At 70.5% G+C, this 16,352-nt stretch carries 21 protein-coding genes and 1 tRNA gene; 12 read left to right on the forward strand and 10 right to left on the reverse strand.

Annotation, left to right across the window (positions count from 1 at the left end; translation table 11 throughout):
* Nucleotides 1-21: 21 nt before the first annotated feature.
* The 4 genes from ilvD to AUV07_RS06875 form a co-directional block, all read right to left on the reverse strand.
* Nucleotides 22-1,740 carry a dihydroxy-acid dehydratase gene (gene ilvD, locus AUV07_RS06860; RefSeq protein WP_062634841.1) on the reverse strand — a complete coding sequence of 573 codons (1,719 nt, stop codon included), beginning with the start codon at nucleotides 1,738-1,740 and terminating at the stop codon, nucleotides 22-24.
* 9 nt (nucleotides 1,741-1,749) lie between these two features.
* Nucleotides 1,750-2,547 carry a trehalose-phosphatase gene (gene otsB / locus AUV07_RS06865; RefSeq protein WP_082802874.1) on the reverse strand — a complete coding sequence of 266 codons (798 nt, stop codon included), beginning with the start codon at nucleotides 2,545-2,547 and terminating at the stop codon, nucleotides 1,750-1,752.
* A gap of 43 nt (nucleotides 2,548-2,590) precedes the next feature.
* Entirely contained in the window at nucleotides 2,591-3,997 is a 1,407-nt protein-coding gene (locus AUV07_RS06870; protein WP_062634843.1) for an alpha,alpha-trehalose-phosphate synthase (UDP-forming), read from the reverse strand.
* Nucleotides 3,998-4,062: 65 nt separating this feature from the next.
* Nucleotides 4,063-5,319, reverse strand: a complete 1,257-nt coding sequence (locus AUV07_RS06875) for an MFS transporter (RefSeq protein ID WP_062634845.1) — start codon at nucleotides 5,317-5,319, stop codon at nucleotides 4,063-4,065.
* 207 nt (nucleotides 5,320-5,526) lie between these two features.
* Here AUV07_RS06875 and AUV07_RS06880 point away from each other — a divergent pair, with 207 nt between their 5' ends.
* Nucleotides 5,527-5,826 carry a hypothetical protein gene (locus AUV07_RS06880; protein WP_025103262.1) on the forward strand — a complete coding sequence of 100 codons (300 nt, stop codon included), beginning with the start codon at nucleotides 5,527-5,529 and terminating at the stop codon, nucleotides 5,824-5,826.
* 21 nt (nucleotides 5,827-5,847) lie between these two features.
* On the opposite strand, the gene AUV07_RS06885 is transcribed toward AUV07_RS06880, so the two are convergent.
* Genes AUV07_RS06885 through AUV07_RS06895 form a run of 3 tightly spaced genes read right to left on the reverse strand, consistent with a single transcriptional unit; the run spans nucleotide 5,848 to nucleotide 8,468 of the window.
* Nucleotides 5,848-7,032: an acetyl-CoA C-acetyltransferase gene (locus tag AUV07_RS06885; protein WP_062634847.1), complete on the reverse strand. Its 1,185-nt coding sequence runs from the start codon at nucleotides 7,030-7,032 to the stop codon at nucleotides 5,848-5,850.
* Nucleotides 7,025-7,693 (reverse strand): CoA transferase subunit B, encoded by a 669-nt coding sequence (locus tag AUV07_RS06890; protein ID WP_180964636.1) that lies wholly within the window; start codon nucleotides 7,691-7,693, stop codon nucleotides 7,025-7,027. The genes AUV07_RS06885 and AUV07_RS06890 overlap by 8 nt, the downstream gene beginning before the upstream one ends.
* A 1-nt stretch (nucleotide 7,694) precedes the next feature.
* Nucleotides 7,695-8,468: a CoA transferase subunit A gene (locus tag AUV07_RS06895; RefSeq protein ID WP_062634849.1), complete on the reverse strand. Its 774-nt coding sequence runs from the start codon at nucleotides 8,466-8,468 to the stop codon at nucleotides 7,695-7,697.
* A gap of 103 nt (nucleotides 8,469-8,571) precedes the next feature.
* On the opposite strand from AUV07_RS06895, the gene AUV07_RS06900 reads away from it, so the two are divergent.
* The 8 genes from AUV07_RS06900 to AUV07_RS06935 all read left to right on the forward strand — a co-directional run bounded on the left by AUV07_RS06900 (nucleotide 8,572) and on the right by AUV07_RS06935 (nucleotide 13,469).
* Nucleotides 8,572-9,360, forward strand: a complete 789-nt coding sequence (locus AUV07_RS06900; RefSeq protein ID WP_062634851.1) for an IclR family transcriptional regulator — start codon at nucleotides 8,572-8,574, stop codon at nucleotides 9,358-9,360.
* 35 nt (nucleotides 9,361-9,395) lie between these two features.
* Entirely contained in the window at nucleotides 9,396-9,833 is a 438-nt protein-coding gene (locus tag AUV07_RS06905) for a MarR family winged helix-turn-helix transcriptional regulator (protein ID WP_062634854.1), read from the forward strand.
* On the forward strand, nucleotides 9,830-11,068 hold the full coding sequence (locus AUV07_RS06910) for an MFS transporter (protein WP_062634856.1): 1,239 nt from the start codon (nucleotides 9,830-9,832) through the stop codon (nucleotides 11,066-11,068). Before AUV07_RS06905 ends, AUV07_RS06910 begins: the two co-directional genes overlap by 4 nt.
* A gap of 22 nt (nucleotides 11,069-11,090) precedes the next feature.
* Nucleotides 11,091-11,573 (forward strand): YbaK/EbsC family protein, encoded by a 483-nt coding sequence (locus AUV07_RS06915; RefSeq protein ID WP_062635226.1) that lies wholly within the window; start codon nucleotides 11,091-11,093, stop codon nucleotides 11,571-11,573.
* Between the two features lie 78 nt (nucleotides 11,574-11,651).
* Nucleotides 11,652-12,344, forward strand: coding sequence for an SOS response-associated peptidase (locus AUV07_RS06920; RefSeq protein WP_082802883.1), 693 nt, complete (start codon nucleotides 11,652-11,654; stop codon nucleotides 12,342-12,344).
* A gap of 144 nt (nucleotides 12,345-12,488) precedes the next feature.
* Entirely contained in the window at nucleotides 12,489-12,830 is a 342-nt protein-coding gene (locus AUV07_RS06925; protein WP_062634860.1) for a DUF7882 family protein, read from the forward strand.
* 64 nt (nucleotides 12,831-12,894) lie between these two features.
* Nucleotides 12,895-13,164, forward strand: a complete 270-nt coding sequence (locus AUV07_RS06930; RefSeq protein ID WP_126893022.1) for a hypothetical protein — start codon at nucleotides 12,895-12,897, stop codon at nucleotides 13,162-13,164.
* Nucleotides 13,165-13,193: 29 nt separating this feature from the next.
* On the forward strand, nucleotides 13,194-13,469 hold the full coding sequence (locus AUV07_RS06935; protein ID WP_062634863.1) for a hypothetical protein: 276 nt from the start codon (nucleotides 13,194-13,196) through the stop codon (nucleotides 13,467-13,469).
* A 197-nt stretch (nucleotides 13,470-13,666) separates the two neighbouring features.
* On the opposite strand, the gene AUV07_RS06940 is transcribed toward AUV07_RS06935, so the two are convergent.
* Nucleotides 13,667-13,739: transfer RNA gene (locus AUV07_RS06940), tRNA-Lys, on the reverse strand.
* Between the two features lie 156 nt (nucleotides 13,740-13,895).
* Between AUV07_RS06940 and AUV07_RS06945 the strand changes: the two genes are divergently transcribed.
* The 3 genes from AUV07_RS06945 (at nucleotide 13,896) to AUV07_RS17530 (ending at nucleotide 15,528) form a co-directional block, all read left to right on the forward strand.
* Nucleotides 13,896-14,693, forward strand: coding sequence for an inositol monophosphatase family protein (locus AUV07_RS06945; RefSeq protein WP_062634864.1), 798 nt, complete (start codon nucleotides 13,896-13,898; stop codon nucleotides 14,691-14,693).
* A gap of 16 nt (nucleotides 14,694-14,709) precedes the next feature.
* Nucleotides 14,710-15,258: a hypothetical protein gene (locus AUV07_RS06950; RefSeq protein WP_062634866.1), complete on the forward strand. Its 549-nt coding sequence runs from the start codon at nucleotides 14,710-14,712 to the stop codon at nucleotides 15,256-15,258.
* Nucleotides 15,259-15,351: 93 nt separating this feature from the next.
* Nucleotides 15,352-15,528 carry a hypothetical protein gene (locus AUV07_RS17530; RefSeq protein WP_157523937.1) on the forward strand — a complete coding sequence of 59 codons (177 nt, stop codon included), beginning with the start codon at nucleotides 15,352-15,354 and terminating at the stop codon, nucleotides 15,526-15,528.
* A 57-nt stretch (nucleotides 15,529-15,585) separates the two neighbouring features.
* Here the strand turns inward: AUV07_RS17530 and AUV07_RS06955 are convergent, their stop codons facing one another.
* Nucleotides 15,586-15,900 carry a DUF7882 family protein gene (locus AUV07_RS06955; RefSeq protein WP_062634868.1) on the reverse strand — a complete coding sequence of 105 codons (315 nt, stop codon included), beginning with the start codon at nucleotides 15,898-15,900 and terminating at the stop codon, nucleotides 15,586-15,588.
* 69 nt (nucleotides 15,901-15,969) lie between these two features.
* Complete coding sequence (locus AUV07_RS06960) at nucleotides 15,970-16,197, reverse strand: DUF2188 domain-containing protein (RefSeq protein WP_062634870.1); 228 nt, start codon at nucleotides 16,195-16,197, stop codon at nucleotides 15,970-15,972.
* Nucleotides 16,198-16,352 lie beyond the last annotated feature (155 nt).

Genomic DNA, 16,352 nt, shown 5'->3' on the forward strand with positions numbered 1-16,352 from the left:
GTTGCTGAGCCGGTCGATGGATCAGCCGGTCGTCGCGCCCTCGGCGGCGGACCGCACGAGGCGCGAGTACTTGGCAAGAACGCCTCGGGTGTAGCGCGGGGGAAGCGGCTCCCAGCCAGAGCGGCGGGAGGCGAGCTCTGCCTCGTCGACGAGTAGATCGAGAGAGCGAGCTGCGATATCGACCCGTATCAGATCACCATCGCGCACGAAGGCGATAGGACCTGCGTCCACCGCTTCGGGTGCTATGTGGCCGATGCACAGGCCGGTTGTGCCGCCTGAGAATCGTCCGTCCGTCAAGAGTAGTACATCTTTTCCGAGCCCCGCGCCCTTGATGGCCGCGGTGATGGCGAGCATCTCGCGCATGCCCGGTCCGCCCTTGGGGCCCTCGTACCGGATGACGATGACCGTCCCCGGCTCGATGCTGCCCTCGGCGACCGCGTCCATGGCGGCGCGCTCCCGCTCGAAGACCCGGGCGGGGCCCTCGAAGACGGCCGCGTCGAAGCCGGCGGTCTTGACGACGGCACCCTCGGGCGCGAGCGATCCGTGCAGGATCGTGAGTCCGCCGGTGGCGTGGATGGGGTTGTCGAACGTGTGGATGACCTCGCCGTCGATCGGCTGCGGGTCGAGCTCGGCGAGGTTCTCGGCGAGCGTCATGCCGGTGACGGTGAGCGCGTCGCCGTGCAGCAGACCTTCGTCGAGCATCGCCTTCATGATCACGGGGATGCCGCCGTGCCGGTCGACGTCGTTCATGACGTACCTGCCGAACGGCTTCATGTCGGCCACGTGCGGGACCTTGTCGCCGATGCGGTTGAAGTCGTGCAGGCTCAGCTCGACCTCGGCCTCGCGGGCGATGGCGAGGAGGTGGAGGACGACGTTGGTCGAGCCGCCGAGGGCCATCGCGAGGGCGATCGCGTTCTCGAACGCCTCCTTGGTGAGGATGTCGCGCGTCGTGATCCCCTGGCGGAGCAGGTTCACGACCGCCTCGCCCGACCGGTGCGCGAAGTAGTCGCGACGACGGTCGGCCGCGGGCGGCGCGGCGGAGCCCGGGAGGCTGAGCCCGAGCGCCTCGGCGACGGAGGCCATGGTGTTGGCCGTGTACATGCCGCCGCACGCGCCCTCACCGGGGGCGATGGCGCACTCGATGCGCTTGAGGTCCTCCTCGCTCATGAGGCCGGCACGGCAGGCGCCGACCGCCTCGAACGAGTCGATGATCGTGACGTCCTTCTCGGTGCCGTCGGAGAGCTTGACCCAGCCCGGCGCGATCGACCCGGCGTAGAGGAAGACGCTCGACAGGTCGAGGCGCGCGCTGGCCATGAGCATGCCGGGGATGGACTTGTCGCAGCCGGCGAGGAGGACGGAGCCGTCGAGGCGCTCGGCCATCATCACGGTCTCGACCGAGTCGGCGATGACCTCGCGGGAGACGAGCGAGAAGTGCATCCCCTCGTGGCCCATCGAGATGCCGTCCGAGACCGAGATCGTGCCGAACTGCAGCGGGTAGCCGCCGCCGGAGTGCACGCCCTCCTTCGCTCCCTGCGCGAGCCGGTCGAGACTCAGGTTGCAGGGCGTGATCTCGTTCCAGCTGGACGCGATGCCGATCTGCGGCTTGTCCCAGTCGGCATCCCCCATGCCGACGGCACGGAGCATGCCGCGGGAGGTCGTGGCCTCGATGCCGTCGGTGACGACGCGACTGCGGGGCTTGATGTCGATGGGCGCGCTGGTGGAGGGATCATGCGAGGACATGACGAGAGTCTATTCCTGCGCGACGGCCCTCTCGTTCGCGAGCGTCTCCAGAAGCGCGGCGATCTGTTGTGGGGAGTCCACACGGAGGGTCGCGGCGCTCTCCCCCGGCCCGACGCGCACGCCGAGGTCGCCCTCCTGCAGCACGCGCATCGCGTCCTCGTCGGTCACGTCGTCGCCGGCGAAGAGGATGCCCGTCGCGTCGAAGCGCTCCCGGAGGGCGATCATCGCGGCGTCCTTGCCCTCGTTCCGCGACGAGAACTCGAGGACCCGGTGACCGGCGCGCCGCCGCCAGTGCGGGAAGCGCTCGGCGACGAGGGCGTCGATCTCGGCGAAGACCTTCTCCTCGGTGTCCCGGTCCGCGCGCCGGGTGTGCACGCCCATGCCGAAGGTCTTGGGCTCCAGCTCCGCCCCCTCGTAGCGGTCGATGATCGGTTGCGCGGCCGCCCACAGCTCCTCGCGCGCCCCGGCCTCGGTCGCATCGCCCGGCGCGTCAGCGGCGCCTTCGCCCGGGAACCAGTACTGCGCGCCGTGCGATCCGGCGAGCACCACGACGGAGTCGTCGGTGTGCTCGGTGATCTCCCGGAGGTCGTGCATGCTGCGCCCCGAGACGTAGGCGACGACCGTGTCCGGCATCGCGGCCAGGCGCGTCATCTGCGCGGCGACCTCCGGCAGCGCCCGCGCGGCTATGGGGTCCACGACGAGCGGGGAGGCGGTGCCGTCGAAGTCGAGGGCGACCACCAGGCGCGGCGTCGTCGCAAGGGCGGTGAGGTCGGCGTCGGCGGTTCCGGGGATCCAGGGGCGCGTCACGGTGTCTCCGATCGAGAGGAAGAAGGGGGGTGCAGGGGGGCGGTCAGCGGCGACGGGCGTCCGCGAGGGCCTCGAGGAAGGACGACGACCAGGCGTTCACGTCGTTGTCCAGCACCCGTCGGCGCAGGGACCGCATGCGGCGTCCCTGCTCGGCGGGCGACATCTCCACCGCCTCCATGATCGCGTCCTTGAGTCCCGCGATGTCGTGCGGGTTGACGCGCACGGCCTGACGGAGCTCGTCCGCCGCGCCGGTGAACTCACTGAGCACCAGCACGCCGCGGTTGTCGGTCCGCGTGGCGACGTACTCCTTCGCGACGAGGTTCATGCCGTCGCGCAGCGCCGTCACGAGCATGACGTCCGCCGCGAGGTACAGGGCGACCATCTCCTCGCGCGGGTACCCCTGATGCAGGTAGCGGATGGCGGAGTGGCCGACCGTGTCGTGGTCGCCGTTGATGCGGGCCACCGCGAGCTCGATCTCGTCCCGGAGGTGCGCGTAGGCGTCCACCCGCTCCCGGCTCGGGCTCGCCACCTGGATGAGCGTGACGTCCTCCACATCGAGGCGGCCGTCTTCGAGGAGCTCGCCGTAGGCCTTGATCCGGTGCCCGATGCCCTTGGTGTAGTCCAGGCGGTCGACACCGAGGAGGATGCGCTTGGGGTTGCCGAGGCTCGCGCGGATCTCCGCGGCCCGCGCCCGGACGTCCTCCCGCGCGGCGAGTTCGAGGTACGGGGCGGTGTCGATGGAGATCGGGAACGCCTTGGCGATCGCCGTCCGTGAGCCGCCCTGCTCCGGGACCGTGATGTTCGGCCCTTTCACCTCGTAGCGCAACCGGCGCCGCACCGCGGTGAGGAAGTAGGTCGCGTCCTGCGCCCGCTGGAAGCCGATGACGTCGGCGCCGAGCAGTCCACGGAGGACCTGGTCGCGCCACGGAAGCTGGGCGTACAGGCCGTGCGCGGGGAACGGGATGTGGTGGAAGTAGCCGATCGTGACGTCGGGGCGCAGCTCGCGGACCATCTGCGGCACCAGCTGGAGCTGGTAGTCGTGGACCCAGACGGTGCCGTCCTCAGCGGCGGCGGCCGCGGCGGCCTCGGCGAACCGGCGGTTGACCCGCACATACGCCTCCCACCACTCACGGTGGTACTGCGGCGGGGCGATGACGTCGTGGTAGAGCGGCCAGATCGTGTCGTTGGCGAAGCCCTCGTAGTAGTCCGCGACCTCCTCGGAGCTCAGCGTCACCGGGATGAGATGGATCCCGTCGGCATCGAAGGCCTCGAGCTCCACGTCCGGCTGACCGGGCCAGCCGACCCAGGCGCCGTGCACGCGGCGCATCATCGGCTCGAGCGCGGCGACGAGGCCGCCGGGCGACGTCCGCCAGGTCTCCTCGCCGTCCGGCCCCACGACCCGGTCCACCGGGAGGCGGTTGGCGACGACGACGAAATCAGCAGCGGTCACAGGGGCACTCCTCGGTCCAGGAGCTTCCAACCTACCGAGGATGAGCGCCGACCGCTGGTCCTCGGTCAGGCCTTGACAGCGGACGTTCCGCGGTGCAGACCGCTGAGGGCCCAGTTGGCGAGACCCGCCGCGAACGCGATGCCGGCTGCGATCATCGGAAGCACGACGGCGGCCGACGTGCCGAGGCTCTCCGCGATCTCCCCCGCCACCGCGGCGCCGATCGACTGGCCGACGATCACGCCGGAGCCGAGCATCGTCATCACCGTCGCCGACCGGCCACGGGGGCTCCGCGCCGCTCCGAAGCTGTACTGGGTGACAAGGGTCGGACCGATGCCGATGCCCATGATGGCCAGAGCGAGCATCATCCCCGCCGGCGAGTCGACGATGCCGAGCAGCAGTGAGCCGGCGAGGAGGACTCCGGAGAAGACGAGCCATCGCGCCCGGAGCGAGAACCGCGCGGGGAGCCACGCGACACCCAGGGCCAGCAGCGCGGAGCCGACGCCCATCACGCCGTACAGCAGGCCCGCCTGCTCCGGGGCACCGAGGTCGGCCATGAACGACGTGAGCGAGGTGAGCATGGTGCCGAAGAAGATGCCGACGCCGAGGATGCCGAGGACGACGATGAGGAGCTGCGGCCGGAACAGCTCGGACACGGCGGAGGGCGCCCGACCGTCCTCGGTGCGGTCCTGCGAGACATGCCGCCCGCTCGGGTGCAGCGCGAAGGCCCCGACGAACACCAGGGTCAGCACGGCGGCGCCGACCAGCGGGGCCCAGGGCGCGAGTGCCGAGGCGAGGACGCCCACGAGGAAAGGACCGAACACGAAGACGGTCTCGTCGGCGGCCGACTCGTACGCCATCGTGCCGGAGACCGTGCGGGCGCGGCGCTCCGCCGGCATCCGCTCGCCGATGATCGTGACCAGACGGGAGCGCGAGAGCGGCGCGACCTGCGGGGCCGTCGCACCGATGCCGATCGCGGTGAGAAGCACGAAGCCGTCGGCGGCCGGACCGTAGACCACCGCGGTGAAGAGCAGGAGCATCGCCGCGTTGCCCACGGCGAGCGCGAGGAGGACTGTGCGCTGGCCGAAGCGGTCGGCGGCGGCGCCCAGGAGCGGGCCAAAGCAGGCGGTGCCGAGACCGACCGCAGCGGACGTGAGCCCGCCGAGCGACAGGGATTCCCGCGCCGACACGACGACGGTCAGCACACCGACCACCATCATGGCGAAGGGCAGACGCGCGATGAACGCGATGAGGAAGTAGGGCAGGCCGGCGAGGCGGAAGAGGCTCGGCTCGGCGATATCGGGCGTGGTGCTGGCGTGTGTCATGGCTCTCGCGCGTCGACGACGCGATGTCGGGTGCCGCCGCTGTCCGCCGGAGATGCCGACGGCCGGTAGATACACGGTTTCTGCGGCCGCGGGCGAACCGCGACCCTCCCATGATATCCGGTGCCTCGGGACGCACGCCCTGACAGTCGCTCCCCCGCCTTGTCAAGCCACCGAGCCGCGTGCGCTCCCGACGGGTACCGTAGGGGCATGCGCTACCTCTTCAGCACCGGACTCGTCGCCGCGATCTCGGCTGGGATCTCGCTGCTGCGCGGCACCCGCAACGAACCCATCACCTGGCGCTCGCTCCTGTCGTGGGTGAGCTGGGGCATCACCATGGCGCTCGCGGTCGGCGCGGTCGTCGACATGCGCCGCGAGCGCCACGGCGTGCCGGTGGACGCGGACTCCCCGCAGTCGGTGAAGAAGTCCAAGAAGGCGCAGCGTCTGCAGTTCCGTTCGCAGAAGGCCCTCGCCGACGCGCAGGGGCACGCCCAGGACAAGCGGTCCTGACGCGCCCCCGCGCCTCCCGCGTCACCGGGTGAGGATGAGCGCCTCGCCCTGACCGCCGCCGCCGCACAGGCCGACCGCCGCGGTTCCGCCTCCCCGGCGGGCCAGCTCGTGCGCGACGTGCACCACGAGACGGTTGCCGGAGGCACCGATCGGATGACCGATCGCGATGCCGCCGCCGTGCACGTTGACGATCTCATCGTCCAGCCCGAGCTCCGTCTGCGAGCGGGCCACGACGGCCCCGAACGCCTCGTTGATCTCCACGAGGTCGAGGTCCTGCGGCGTGATGCCCTGCTTCCGGCATGCCTGCTCGATCGCCCGCGCGGGCTGCGCCTGGAGCGAATTGTCCGGGCCGGCGGTCTGGCCGCTCGCCCCGACGGTCACGAGCACCGGCCAGCCCTTGGCCTCGGCCGTCCCGCGCGTCGTGACGACGACGGCGGAGGCGCCGTCCGAGATCTGGGACGAGTTGCCCGCCGTGATCGAGCCGCCCTCGGCGAAGGCGGCTCGCAGTCCCGCGAGGGTCTCCACCGTGGTCTCGGGGCGCACCCCCTCGTCTCGGGTCACCCGCACGGGTTCGCCCCGACGCTGCGGCACCTCGACGGCGACGATCTCCGCGTCCAGCACACCGCTCTCCTGCGCGGCGGCGGCCCGCTGATGCGAGAGCGCGGCGACCTGGTCCTGGGCCTCCCGGGTGAGTTCATAGCGCGCGTTGTGCCGTTCCGTGGACGCGCCCATGCTCTCCCGGTCGTAGGCGTCCGTCAGCCCGTCGTAGGCCATGTGGTCGAGGACCTCGACGGTGCCGTAGGTCCAGCCATCGCGCGATCCCATGAGCAGATGGGGTGCACGGGTCATCGACTCCATGCCGGCGGCGACGACGACCTCGGCGTCCCCGGTCCGGATCATGCGCGCCGCGTCGATCACGGCCGTGAGCCCCGACAGGCACACCTTGTTCACGGAGTGGGCGGGGACGTCCCAGCCGATTCCCGCGCCGATGGCGGCCTGACGGGCGGCGTTCTGTCCCGACCCCGCGGCGAGCACCTGCCCCACGATGACCGCATCGACGTCTGCCGGGTCCACCCCGCCCTGCTCCAGCGCACCGCGGATCGCGAACGATCCGAGCTGCGGCGCCGTGAACGCGGCGAGCTGTCCTTTCAGCCGCCCCTGCGGGGTGCGCGCCGCGGCGACGATGACGACGTCGTTCTCACTCATTGATCTCGGTCCTTCCGTTGTCCAGTTCCGGGGCGAGGCGGAGAGGGGGCTCCGTGGCCTGCCGCACCTGCTCCACCGAGACGTCGGGCGCGAGCTCGACCAGGACGAGCCCGTCCGGCGTCACGTCGATCACCGCGAGGTCCGTGATGATCCGGTCCACGACGCCGCGTCCGGTCAACGGCAGCGTGCAGACGTCGACGATCTTCGCCGAGCCGTCCTTGGCGACGTGCTCCATCAGCACGATCACCCGTCCGGCGCCGTGCACGAGGTCCATCGCGCCCCCGGGGCCCTTGACCATCTTGCCGGGGATCATCCAGTTCGCGAGATCGCCCGTGGCGGAGACCTGCATCGCCCCGAGGATCGCGGCATCGATCTTCCCGCCGCGGATCATGCCGAAGCTGAGGGCGGAGTCGAAGAACGCCGCCCCGGGCAGCGTGGTCACCGTCTCCTTCCCCGCGTTGATGAGATCCGGGTCGACCTCGTCCTCCCGCGGATAGGGCCCGACCCCGAGGATGCCGTTCTCCGACTGCAGCACCACGGTCACGTCGGACGGGACGTGGTTCGGCACGAGCGTGGGCAGGCCGATGCCGAGGTTCACATACGCGCCGTCCGGCAGCTCGGCCGCCGCACGCGCGGCCATCTGGTCTCTCGTGAGCGCCATGTCAGGCTCCTTCCGCGGCGACGGTCCGTCGCTCGATGCGCTTCGGGATGTCCTCGCCCACCTCGACGATCCGGTGCACGAAGACGCCGGGCAGATGGATCGCGTCCGGGTCGAGCTCTCCCGGTTCGACGAGCCGCTCCACCTGCGCGATGCACACGCGCCCGGCCATCGCGGCGAGCGGGTTGAAGTTCCGCGCGGCCTTCGTGAAAACCAGGTTGCCGTGCCGGTCGCCGCGGGCCGCGTGCACAAGGGCGAAGTCGGTGGTGATCGCCTCCTCCAGCACGAACTCGCGCGGTTCGCCGTGCACCGTGAACGTGCGGACGTCCTTGGGTGGCGAGGCCACCGCGATCGAGCCATCGGCGTGGTACCGGCGAGGCAGACCGCCCTCGGCCACCTGGGTGCCGACGCCCGTCTGGGTGAAGAACGCCGCGATCCCGGATCCTCCCGCCCGCAGCTTCTCGGCGAGCGTGCCCTGCGGGGTCAGCTCCAGCTCGAGCTCCCCGGACAGGAACTGCCGCTCGAACTCCTTGTTCTCCCCCACGTACGACGACGTCATCTTGCGGATGCGCTGCGCGGCGAGCAGGATGCCGAGCCCCCAGTCGTCCACCCCGCAGTTGTTGCTGACGACGCTGAGGTCGGTCGTGCCCTGGGCGAGGAGCGCCTCGATGAGGGCGATCGGGTTCCCGGAGAGCCCGAAGCCTCCGACCGCGAGCGAGGCGCCGTCCGGGATGTCGGCGACCGCGGCGGCCGCGGACTCCCATTGCTTGTCGATCACGTCTGCTCCTTCGGTTCCGTGTCCCCACCAGCCTCCCGCCCCGGCGCAGTCACTGCCAGCGCCCTCTTGCGATGTGGACGCCCGCGCCACTAGCGTCCACGATGTGGACACTGCGACGAATCCCGTCCCCGGCACTCAGGCCGTCGCGCGGGCGGCGCGGCTCCTGCGACTGGTGACGGCCGCCGGCACCGACGGTGCCACCCTGCAAGAACTCGCCGGCAGCGCCGGCCTCTCCCGGCCCACCGCGCATCGCCTGCTCAGCGCCCTCCGCGCGGAGGGCCTCGTCGACCGCGACGCCGACAGCACGCGCTGGATGCCCGGACCCGAGCTCTTCCTCATGGGATCCGTGGCCGCCGCACGATACGACGTGACGACCCTGGCCCGGGACATCGTGCGGTCGCTCGCCGTGAAGACCGAGGAGAGCGCCTTCTTCTCCGTCCGCCGCGCGGACGAGACGGTCTGCCTGCTGCGCGAGGAGGGGTCGTTCCCCATCCGCTCGTTCGTGCTGAGCGAGGGGGTGCGCTTCCCGCTCGGCGTGGCGAGCGCCGGCCTCGCGATCCTCGCCTTCCTCCCCGACCACGATGTGGATGCCTACCTGGAGCGCCATCCGGAGCTCGTCGAGAACTGGGGGCGTGCCCACGGCGAGCGCCCGCTGCGGAAGCGCCTCGCCGAGACGAAGGAACGCGGGTTCGCCGTCAACCCCGGCCTGATCGTCGAGGGGAGCTGGGGCCTCGGCGCGGCGGTGTTCGACCGCGCCGGACGCCCGGAGTGGGCGCTCAGCCTCACCGGTGTCGCCTTCCGCTTCGGCCCGGAGCGTCAGGCCGAGCTGGGCCGGATCCTCCTCGCTCACGCGCATCAGCTCTCGGCGAGGATCGCGCACGCCCGACGGTGACCTTGATACATACCAACCGGTATATACTTTCTGGTATGAATCGCTCTGAGGTCATCCCGTCGCTCGTGCTCTCGGGCTACGCGCTGGGTCGCATCGCCGCCCAGGACGCGGGGAACGAGGCCCCCGCCGCGCAATGGCGGGTGCTCAGCCTGCTCGACCAGTCGGGTCCCCGTCGCGTCGGCGAGCTCGCCGCGGCGGCCCGCACGACACAGCCCGGGATGACCCGGTTGCTGGGCACCCTCGAACGCGAGGGCCTCGTCCGCCGCTCGCCCGACCCCGACGATTCCCGTGCCACCGTCGTCGCCGCGACCCCCGACGGCACGGCGGCCCTGGCCGCCTGGCGTTCCGAGTTCCGGGCGACGATCGCACCGCGGTTCGCCGACCTCGACGACGACGACTGGCATGCCCTCACCCGTGCGGCCGAGATCCTCGCCGCCCACACCTCAGCCGACCGGACAGGAGACATCCGTTGAACACCGCCCCCGCAACCCCCGCCCCCTCGGTCTGGCGGCAGCCGGCCCAGGTGTGGGCCGTCGCCTTCGCGTGCGTCGTCGCCTTCATGGGCATCGGCCTCGTCGATCCGATCCTCCCGGCCATCGCGGAGTCCCTCGAGGCCACGCCGGTCGAGACGGAACTGCTGTTCACCAGTTACCTCCTCGTCACCGGCCTCGCGATGCTCGTCACCAGCTGGATCTCCAGCCGGATCGGCGCCAAGGCGACCCTCCTCGTCGGTCTCGGCCTGATCGTCGTGTTCGCCCTCCTCTGCGCGATCAGCGGCAGCGTCGACGCGGTCATCGGCTTCCGTGCCGGCTGGGGGCTGGGCAACGCGCTGTTCATCTCGACGGCGCTGGCCACGATCGTCGGCGCCGCATCCGGCGGCAGCAGCGCGGCCATCGTGCTGTACGAGGCGGCGCTCGGCCTCGGTATCGCCGTGGGTCCCCTGCTCGGCGGCATCCTCGGCGAGCAGAGCTGGCGCGGCCCGTTCTTCGGCGTCGTGGCCCTGATGGCCATCGCCTTCATCGCCGTGCTCGTGCTGCTGCGGGGTCCGGGCGAGAAGCGCACCCCGGTGAAGTTCTCCGCCCCCTTCACGGCTCTGCGCCGTCCCGCGCTCGCGATCCTCGCCGTGGCCGCCCTGTTCTACAACATCGGCTTCTTCGTGCTGCTCGCGTTCTCGCCCTTCCCCCTGGGCTTCGGCGCGATGGGCATCGGCCTGACGTTCTTCGGCTGGGGTGTCGCCCTCGCGATCACCAGCGTGTGGGTCGCGCCGGTGCTGATGCGCCGGATGCCGAGGACGCACGTGATCCTCACCGTGCTGCCCCTGCTCGCCGTCGACCTCGTGGTCGCGGGATTCGTCGTCGCCGAACCGGCCGCTCTCGTCGTGTGCATCATCGTGGGCGGTCTGCTCCTCGGCATCATGAACACCGTGCTGACCGAGGCCGTCATGGAGGCGACCGACCTCCCCCGCTCCGTCGCCTCTTCGGCCTACTCCGCGGTCCGCTTCCTCGGCGGCGCGATGGCCCCGCCGATCGCGGCCCTGCTGTGGCACCTGTTCACCGCCACCGTGCCGTACCTCTTCGCCGCCGCCGCCGTCCTGCTGGCCGCGCTGACGATCCTCCTCGGCCGGAAGGTCCTCGCGCACATCGACGACGAGCCCGGCGACGTGGCCACCGAGGACGCGGCGGCGATCCTCGTCGGTGACGCCGGCTGACCCGCTCGGCTACCGTGAGGACATGACCGACGCTCCTCCCCTCCCCGAGCGCAGCCGACGCGTGCAGGAACACCTCCTCGCGGCCGGTGTCGAGACCGAGATCCGGGTCCTTCCGGACTCGGCGCGCACCGCCGCCGAGGCGGCCGCCGCCATCGGCTGCGACGTCGCCGCGATCGCCAACAGTCTCGTCTTCCTCGCCGACGGTCGGCCCGTCCTCGTCATGACCAGCGGCGGGCATCGGGCGGACCTCGCCGTCCTGGCGCGAAGCGTGGGGGCGAGCGAGGTCGTCATGGCACCGCCCGCCACCGTGCGCGACGCCACCGGACAGGCGATCGGCGGAGTGGCGCCCGTCGGCCATCCCACGTCCCTCCCCACCTTCATCGACAGCACCCTGCAGGCGCACGACGTGATCTGGGCGGCGGCCGGCCATCCGCACACCGTCATGCCGCTGACCTTCGCCCAGCTCTCGAGCCTCACCGCCGGCACGGTGATCGAGGTCGTCTGACCGGATGTCCGCGCCATGCCCCATGATGGAGGCGATGCCGACCGCGGCGCGAGCGACCGGCGAGACGGAGGCGACGACATGTGCGGACGATTCGCGAACGACGCGACGACGGACGAGCTGATCCGGGAATTCGTCGCCGAGGGTGGGCGACCGGAGGACTGGTGGAAGTCCTGGCACGGCGCGTACTCGATCGCGCCGACCGAGAGCGCCCCGATCGTGCGGGACCGCGGCGAGGGCCGCATCCTCGAACTCGTGCGGTGGGACTGGCAGAGTCCCCCCAACCGTCCGCAGCGCGCCCCGCTGATCAACGCGCGGATGGAGAAGCTCGCCGCCGGGTTCTGGGCGCCGGCGTTCTCCGCCGCGCGGTGCCTCGTGCCGATGCGCGGGTACTTCGAATGGACGGGCGAGAAGGGCCACAAGACCCCGCACTTCCTCCACGGCGACGGCCTGCTCGCCGCCGCCGGCCTCACCTGGTCGATGGAGCATGAGGGAGAGAAGGTGCGCTGCTTCGTCGTCGTCACCCGGGAAGCGCGAGACGCCGGTGGGGAGGTGCACGACCGGATGCCCGCCTTCCTGACTCCGGACACCTGGGACGCGTGGCTCACACCGGAGAAGCTCACCGGGCAGACCAAGCTCGACACGCTGGCGATGCTCGATCACACCTCCGCCGATGTCGCGGCGACGCTCCGCGGACACGTCGTCGACCGCAAGGTGAGCAACACCCGCACCGTCGACCCCTCCGACCCGACCCTCCTCGAGCCGGTGGCCTGAAACGGAGAGACACGCCAGGACTCGCGACACCCCGGTGGGATAGGAGATCGGGCGAATGTGTGACACGCTGAGCACACCCCACACCAGCGGTCATCTCGGCCGCGCCTCTTGCACAGGTTCCCGTGGAGAGAAGGGAATCTTGCGATGGGCAAGTTCATCTACGAGAACAGCGTCAAGGTCGACATCGAAGACCGCGCTCTCACTCACATCCAACTGGTCATAACCGCGAAGCTCCGCCGTGGCGAGCCCTTCGGCTTCACCTGGAAGGACGACGTCAGCATGGGCGGCGGCCGCACGACGGTCTGGATCCATGCCGGAAGCTCGCTGGTGTACAAGTACCACGGCAGTCGCCAGCCCAGCGTCAACCGCGCCTGGATCGAGGCCCTCGCGTTCACCGCCAACGCCCCGAGCGGTCTGTACCTCGTCCCCGAGCCCGCGGACCAGCAGCAGCCGGACGGCAGCGAGAGCGCTCTCACCCGCTCCTAACACGAGGGTCGACAGGGTTCAACCCCTCTTGTCGGGGATCGAGGTGGTTCGTACCGTGGAGCCCATGGGGAACCAGACGGGAATGACGACGACGCACATCGAGATCGATGGGCACGACTTCCTCCTGCCTCGCAGCACGGATGTCGCGGACCTCATGTCTCGGATCGAGGCGGCGGCGCGCTCGCAACCGACGTTCATCGACTTGGCGACCGGCGACGCTCTGACGAGCGTGCTCATCACCGCGCAGTCGCGCGTCGTCGTCTACCTGATCCGCGAGGACGCCGGCCACGACGCCCCCATCGACGTGCGCTCCACGCTCGACTGGGATCTGTGAGCAGCACGGTCCGCTCGTAGACTGGACGGATGCTCGTCGCCCTCATCCGCCCCCGAGGATCCATGACCGTCGACGTCACCGGGACATCCCTCGAAGACGTCCACACACAGCTCGAGGCTCATCGTGAGCCGGGCTACGCGCTCACCTCCGCTCCGGTGCGCATGCTCAAGGGTGAGGCGAAGATGGAGGCCACGGGGACGTTCCAGCGCGTCGACGGCGTCGAGCAGATCGAGGCCGAGGACATGGCGGGCATCGAGGCGAAGGTCCCGGAGGGCTGGCAGCTGCTCTCCGTCCGCCGCGCCTGACGCCCGCGTCACCCGCCGCCGCAGCGCGCGTTTCCGATCCCCGCGTCGGCAGGTCGTCCCTCCCGCCCCATGCGGGTTCGAAAAGGTGCCTCTCCCGGCCGCGAGAGGCACGATTTCGATCCCGCCCTGAGCGATCCGGCCCCGAAACAGGCAGAGAAAAAGCCCCGGAGATGGCGAGATCTCTGAGGCTTGTTCCGTGCACCCCCAGGGACTTGAACCCTGAACCCACTGATTAAGAGTCAGTTGCTCTGCCGATTGAGCTAGAGGTGCGTGGCCCGGGATAACCCCGACCGAGGAATTACATTACCAGCGGATGGCGCCGACACGAAATCCAGCGCGGCCCGGGCGTGGCTCGGGCGTTTCGCCCCCCTGATCCTGGCCGATGGTCTCTGCGGGCGCGGTCCGGGCGGCGACTATCCTGAAAGCGTGACCGCCACTCCCGACGCCGCCGACCTGCGCGCCGATCTCCAGCTCGCCCTTCGCCTCGCCGACGCCGCGGATGCCCAGTCGCTCCCCCGTTTCGACGCCGCCGACCTGGAGATCTCCACGAAGGCGGACCACTCGCACGTGACGGACGCCGACCTGGCGACAGAGCGGGCGATCCGCCGGATCCTCGAGGAGGATCGTCCCGATGACGGCATCTTCGGCGAAGAGTTCGGCGCTCAGGGCAGCACCGCCCGGCAGTGGATCATCGACCCGATTGACGGCACCGCGAACTTCCTCCGCGGTGTCCCGCTGTGGGGCACGATGATCGCCCTCGCGATCGACGGCGTGCCGCGCGTCGGCGTGGTCAGCATGCCCGCCCTCGGTCGACGCTGGTGGGCGGCGGCCGGACATGGCGCCTGGACCGTCAGCGACCGCAGCGAGCGCCGTCTCGCCACCTCGACCGTCTCCTCGCTGGACGAGGCCAGCGTGAGCTTCCAGAGCATCGCGCAGTGGCGTGACGCCGGGCAGCTGGATGCCCTGCTGCGCCTGAGCGAGCGCGTCTGGCGCGATCGGGCGTACGGCGACATCTACGCCTACATGCTCCTCGCCGAAGGGCGACTGGAGGCGGTCGCGGAGTTCGATGTGAAGGAGTACGACATCGCAGCGGCTGTGGCGATCGTGAATGAGGCCGGCGGGCGCATGACGGCATTCGACGGCTCCGAGACGATCTCCGCCCGCTCGACGCTCGCCACCAACGGCACCCTTCACGACGAGTTCCTCCGTCTCCTGCACGACTGACCACCCCGAGGCCACGATGACCACCCGACGACTCGCGATCCTGACCGGTCTCGTGCTCGCGGGAGCCGCCCTCACGGCCTGCACGGGTGGCAGCACCCCTGATCCGTCGGCGCCGGGCTCGGCCGCTCCCACGGCAGACGCCGGCGCGAGCGCGACACCGAGCGGGGACGAGCTCACGTGCGAGTCGATGATCACCGAAGGCACCGTCGCGGCCCTCACCGACGCCGGCTGGACGGCAGAGCCACGCGAGTTCCGTGTCGGGGGCATCGAGCTGACACAGGGACTCCTCTGCTTCTGGGCGGACTTCAGCGTGCCCTCGGACCACGGTCAGATGTACGGCTGGTCCCCCTTGTCCGCCGAGGAGGCGGAGCGCGCGCAGGCGGGCCTGGAGGAGGAGGGGTGGCGGAGCGAGGAAGACGCTCAGGGCACGTACGTCACCGAGGACCCGCAGTTCGCCATGAGCACGGACGAGGACGGGTACGGCATGACCTACCTCTTCGGCGACGGCTGGGTGAAGGTCGCCGACACGAAGCAGGGGCTCCTCCTCATCGAGGGACAGCGCTGACGCCGCACACCACTCGGCTGCTGTTGTCAAGCCGCTGGGCCTGAGGCCGCAGACGGACGATGCTGGTGACATCCGTCGAGGAAAGGAATGCGCATGGGTACCGACAGCGACCGCAACGACATCAGCACCGAGCCCTCCCCCGGCCCCGAGGAGAACGACAACCTCGGCGCGGAGGACAACAAGGGCGAACCGCGCACCGTTCCGCCCACGGACGGATCGGATGACGACGGCGACGATGTGCTCGCCGAGGATCCGGACCACTCACACTGAGCCGCTCGTCCGGATCGCAGGAGCCCCGCCTCGCGACGAGGTGGGGCTCCTGCGCTGTCACTCCGTCGACGAGCTCTGGACGATCTCGTCGACGAGGGTGATGCCGCCGGTCGAGTTCGCCGACTGCATGAGGTCGTCGATCCACTGTGGGTTCAGCTTCGGCGGTTCCCGCCCTTCGAAGGTGAAGCGCAGCGGAATCGACGGGTGCAGCCAGATCGTGGAGCGTCCGTATGCGTCGCCCTCGGGGTGGGTCCACGACACCGTGAAGCTCTCGTTGCGTCGGAGCTTCGTCGCGATCACGACCTTGAGGTGCGCGAGCGCGCGGTCCTCGATGTGGAGCTGGCTCGTGCTGTCGTACATGATGAACCCCATGACCGAATGCTAGGCCTCGCCTGCCTCGGCCACCAGGGCTGTCATGCCGCGTGCATCCCCGCCCACCTCTCAGCCGCGGACGTCGCGCGGGTCGTTGCCGTAGCTGTTCCGCTCCCCGATCGTGCCGTCCTCCCGTCGGATGAGGTGCTCGACCTGGCGCGCCCGAGCCGTCTCCCGCCCGACGGCGACCGCCTCGTCCTTCGTGTCATGCGGCCCGCTGAACGTGTTCACCTCGCCCTGGACGCGATTGAACCAGCCGCCTTCCTGGTGGAACGTGTCGACATCGCCCTTCGGCATGGCGTCTCCCTTCGTCGTGGACCCCCTTGGTACCTCGCGAGCGCAGTCGCCTCCGACCCCCTTGCGCGCGCGCCGGTTCGGCCGTACGCGCACCGCGCATCGGTCGCGTCCCCCGAAGAGGGGACAGACATCCGGTCCCTCCGCCTGCGATCATC

Origin of the sequence: Microbacterium sp. CH1, assembly GCF_001595495.1 — a bacterium.
Lineage (GTDB): Bacteria > Actinomycetota > Actinomycetes > Actinomycetales > Microbacteriaceae > Microbacterium.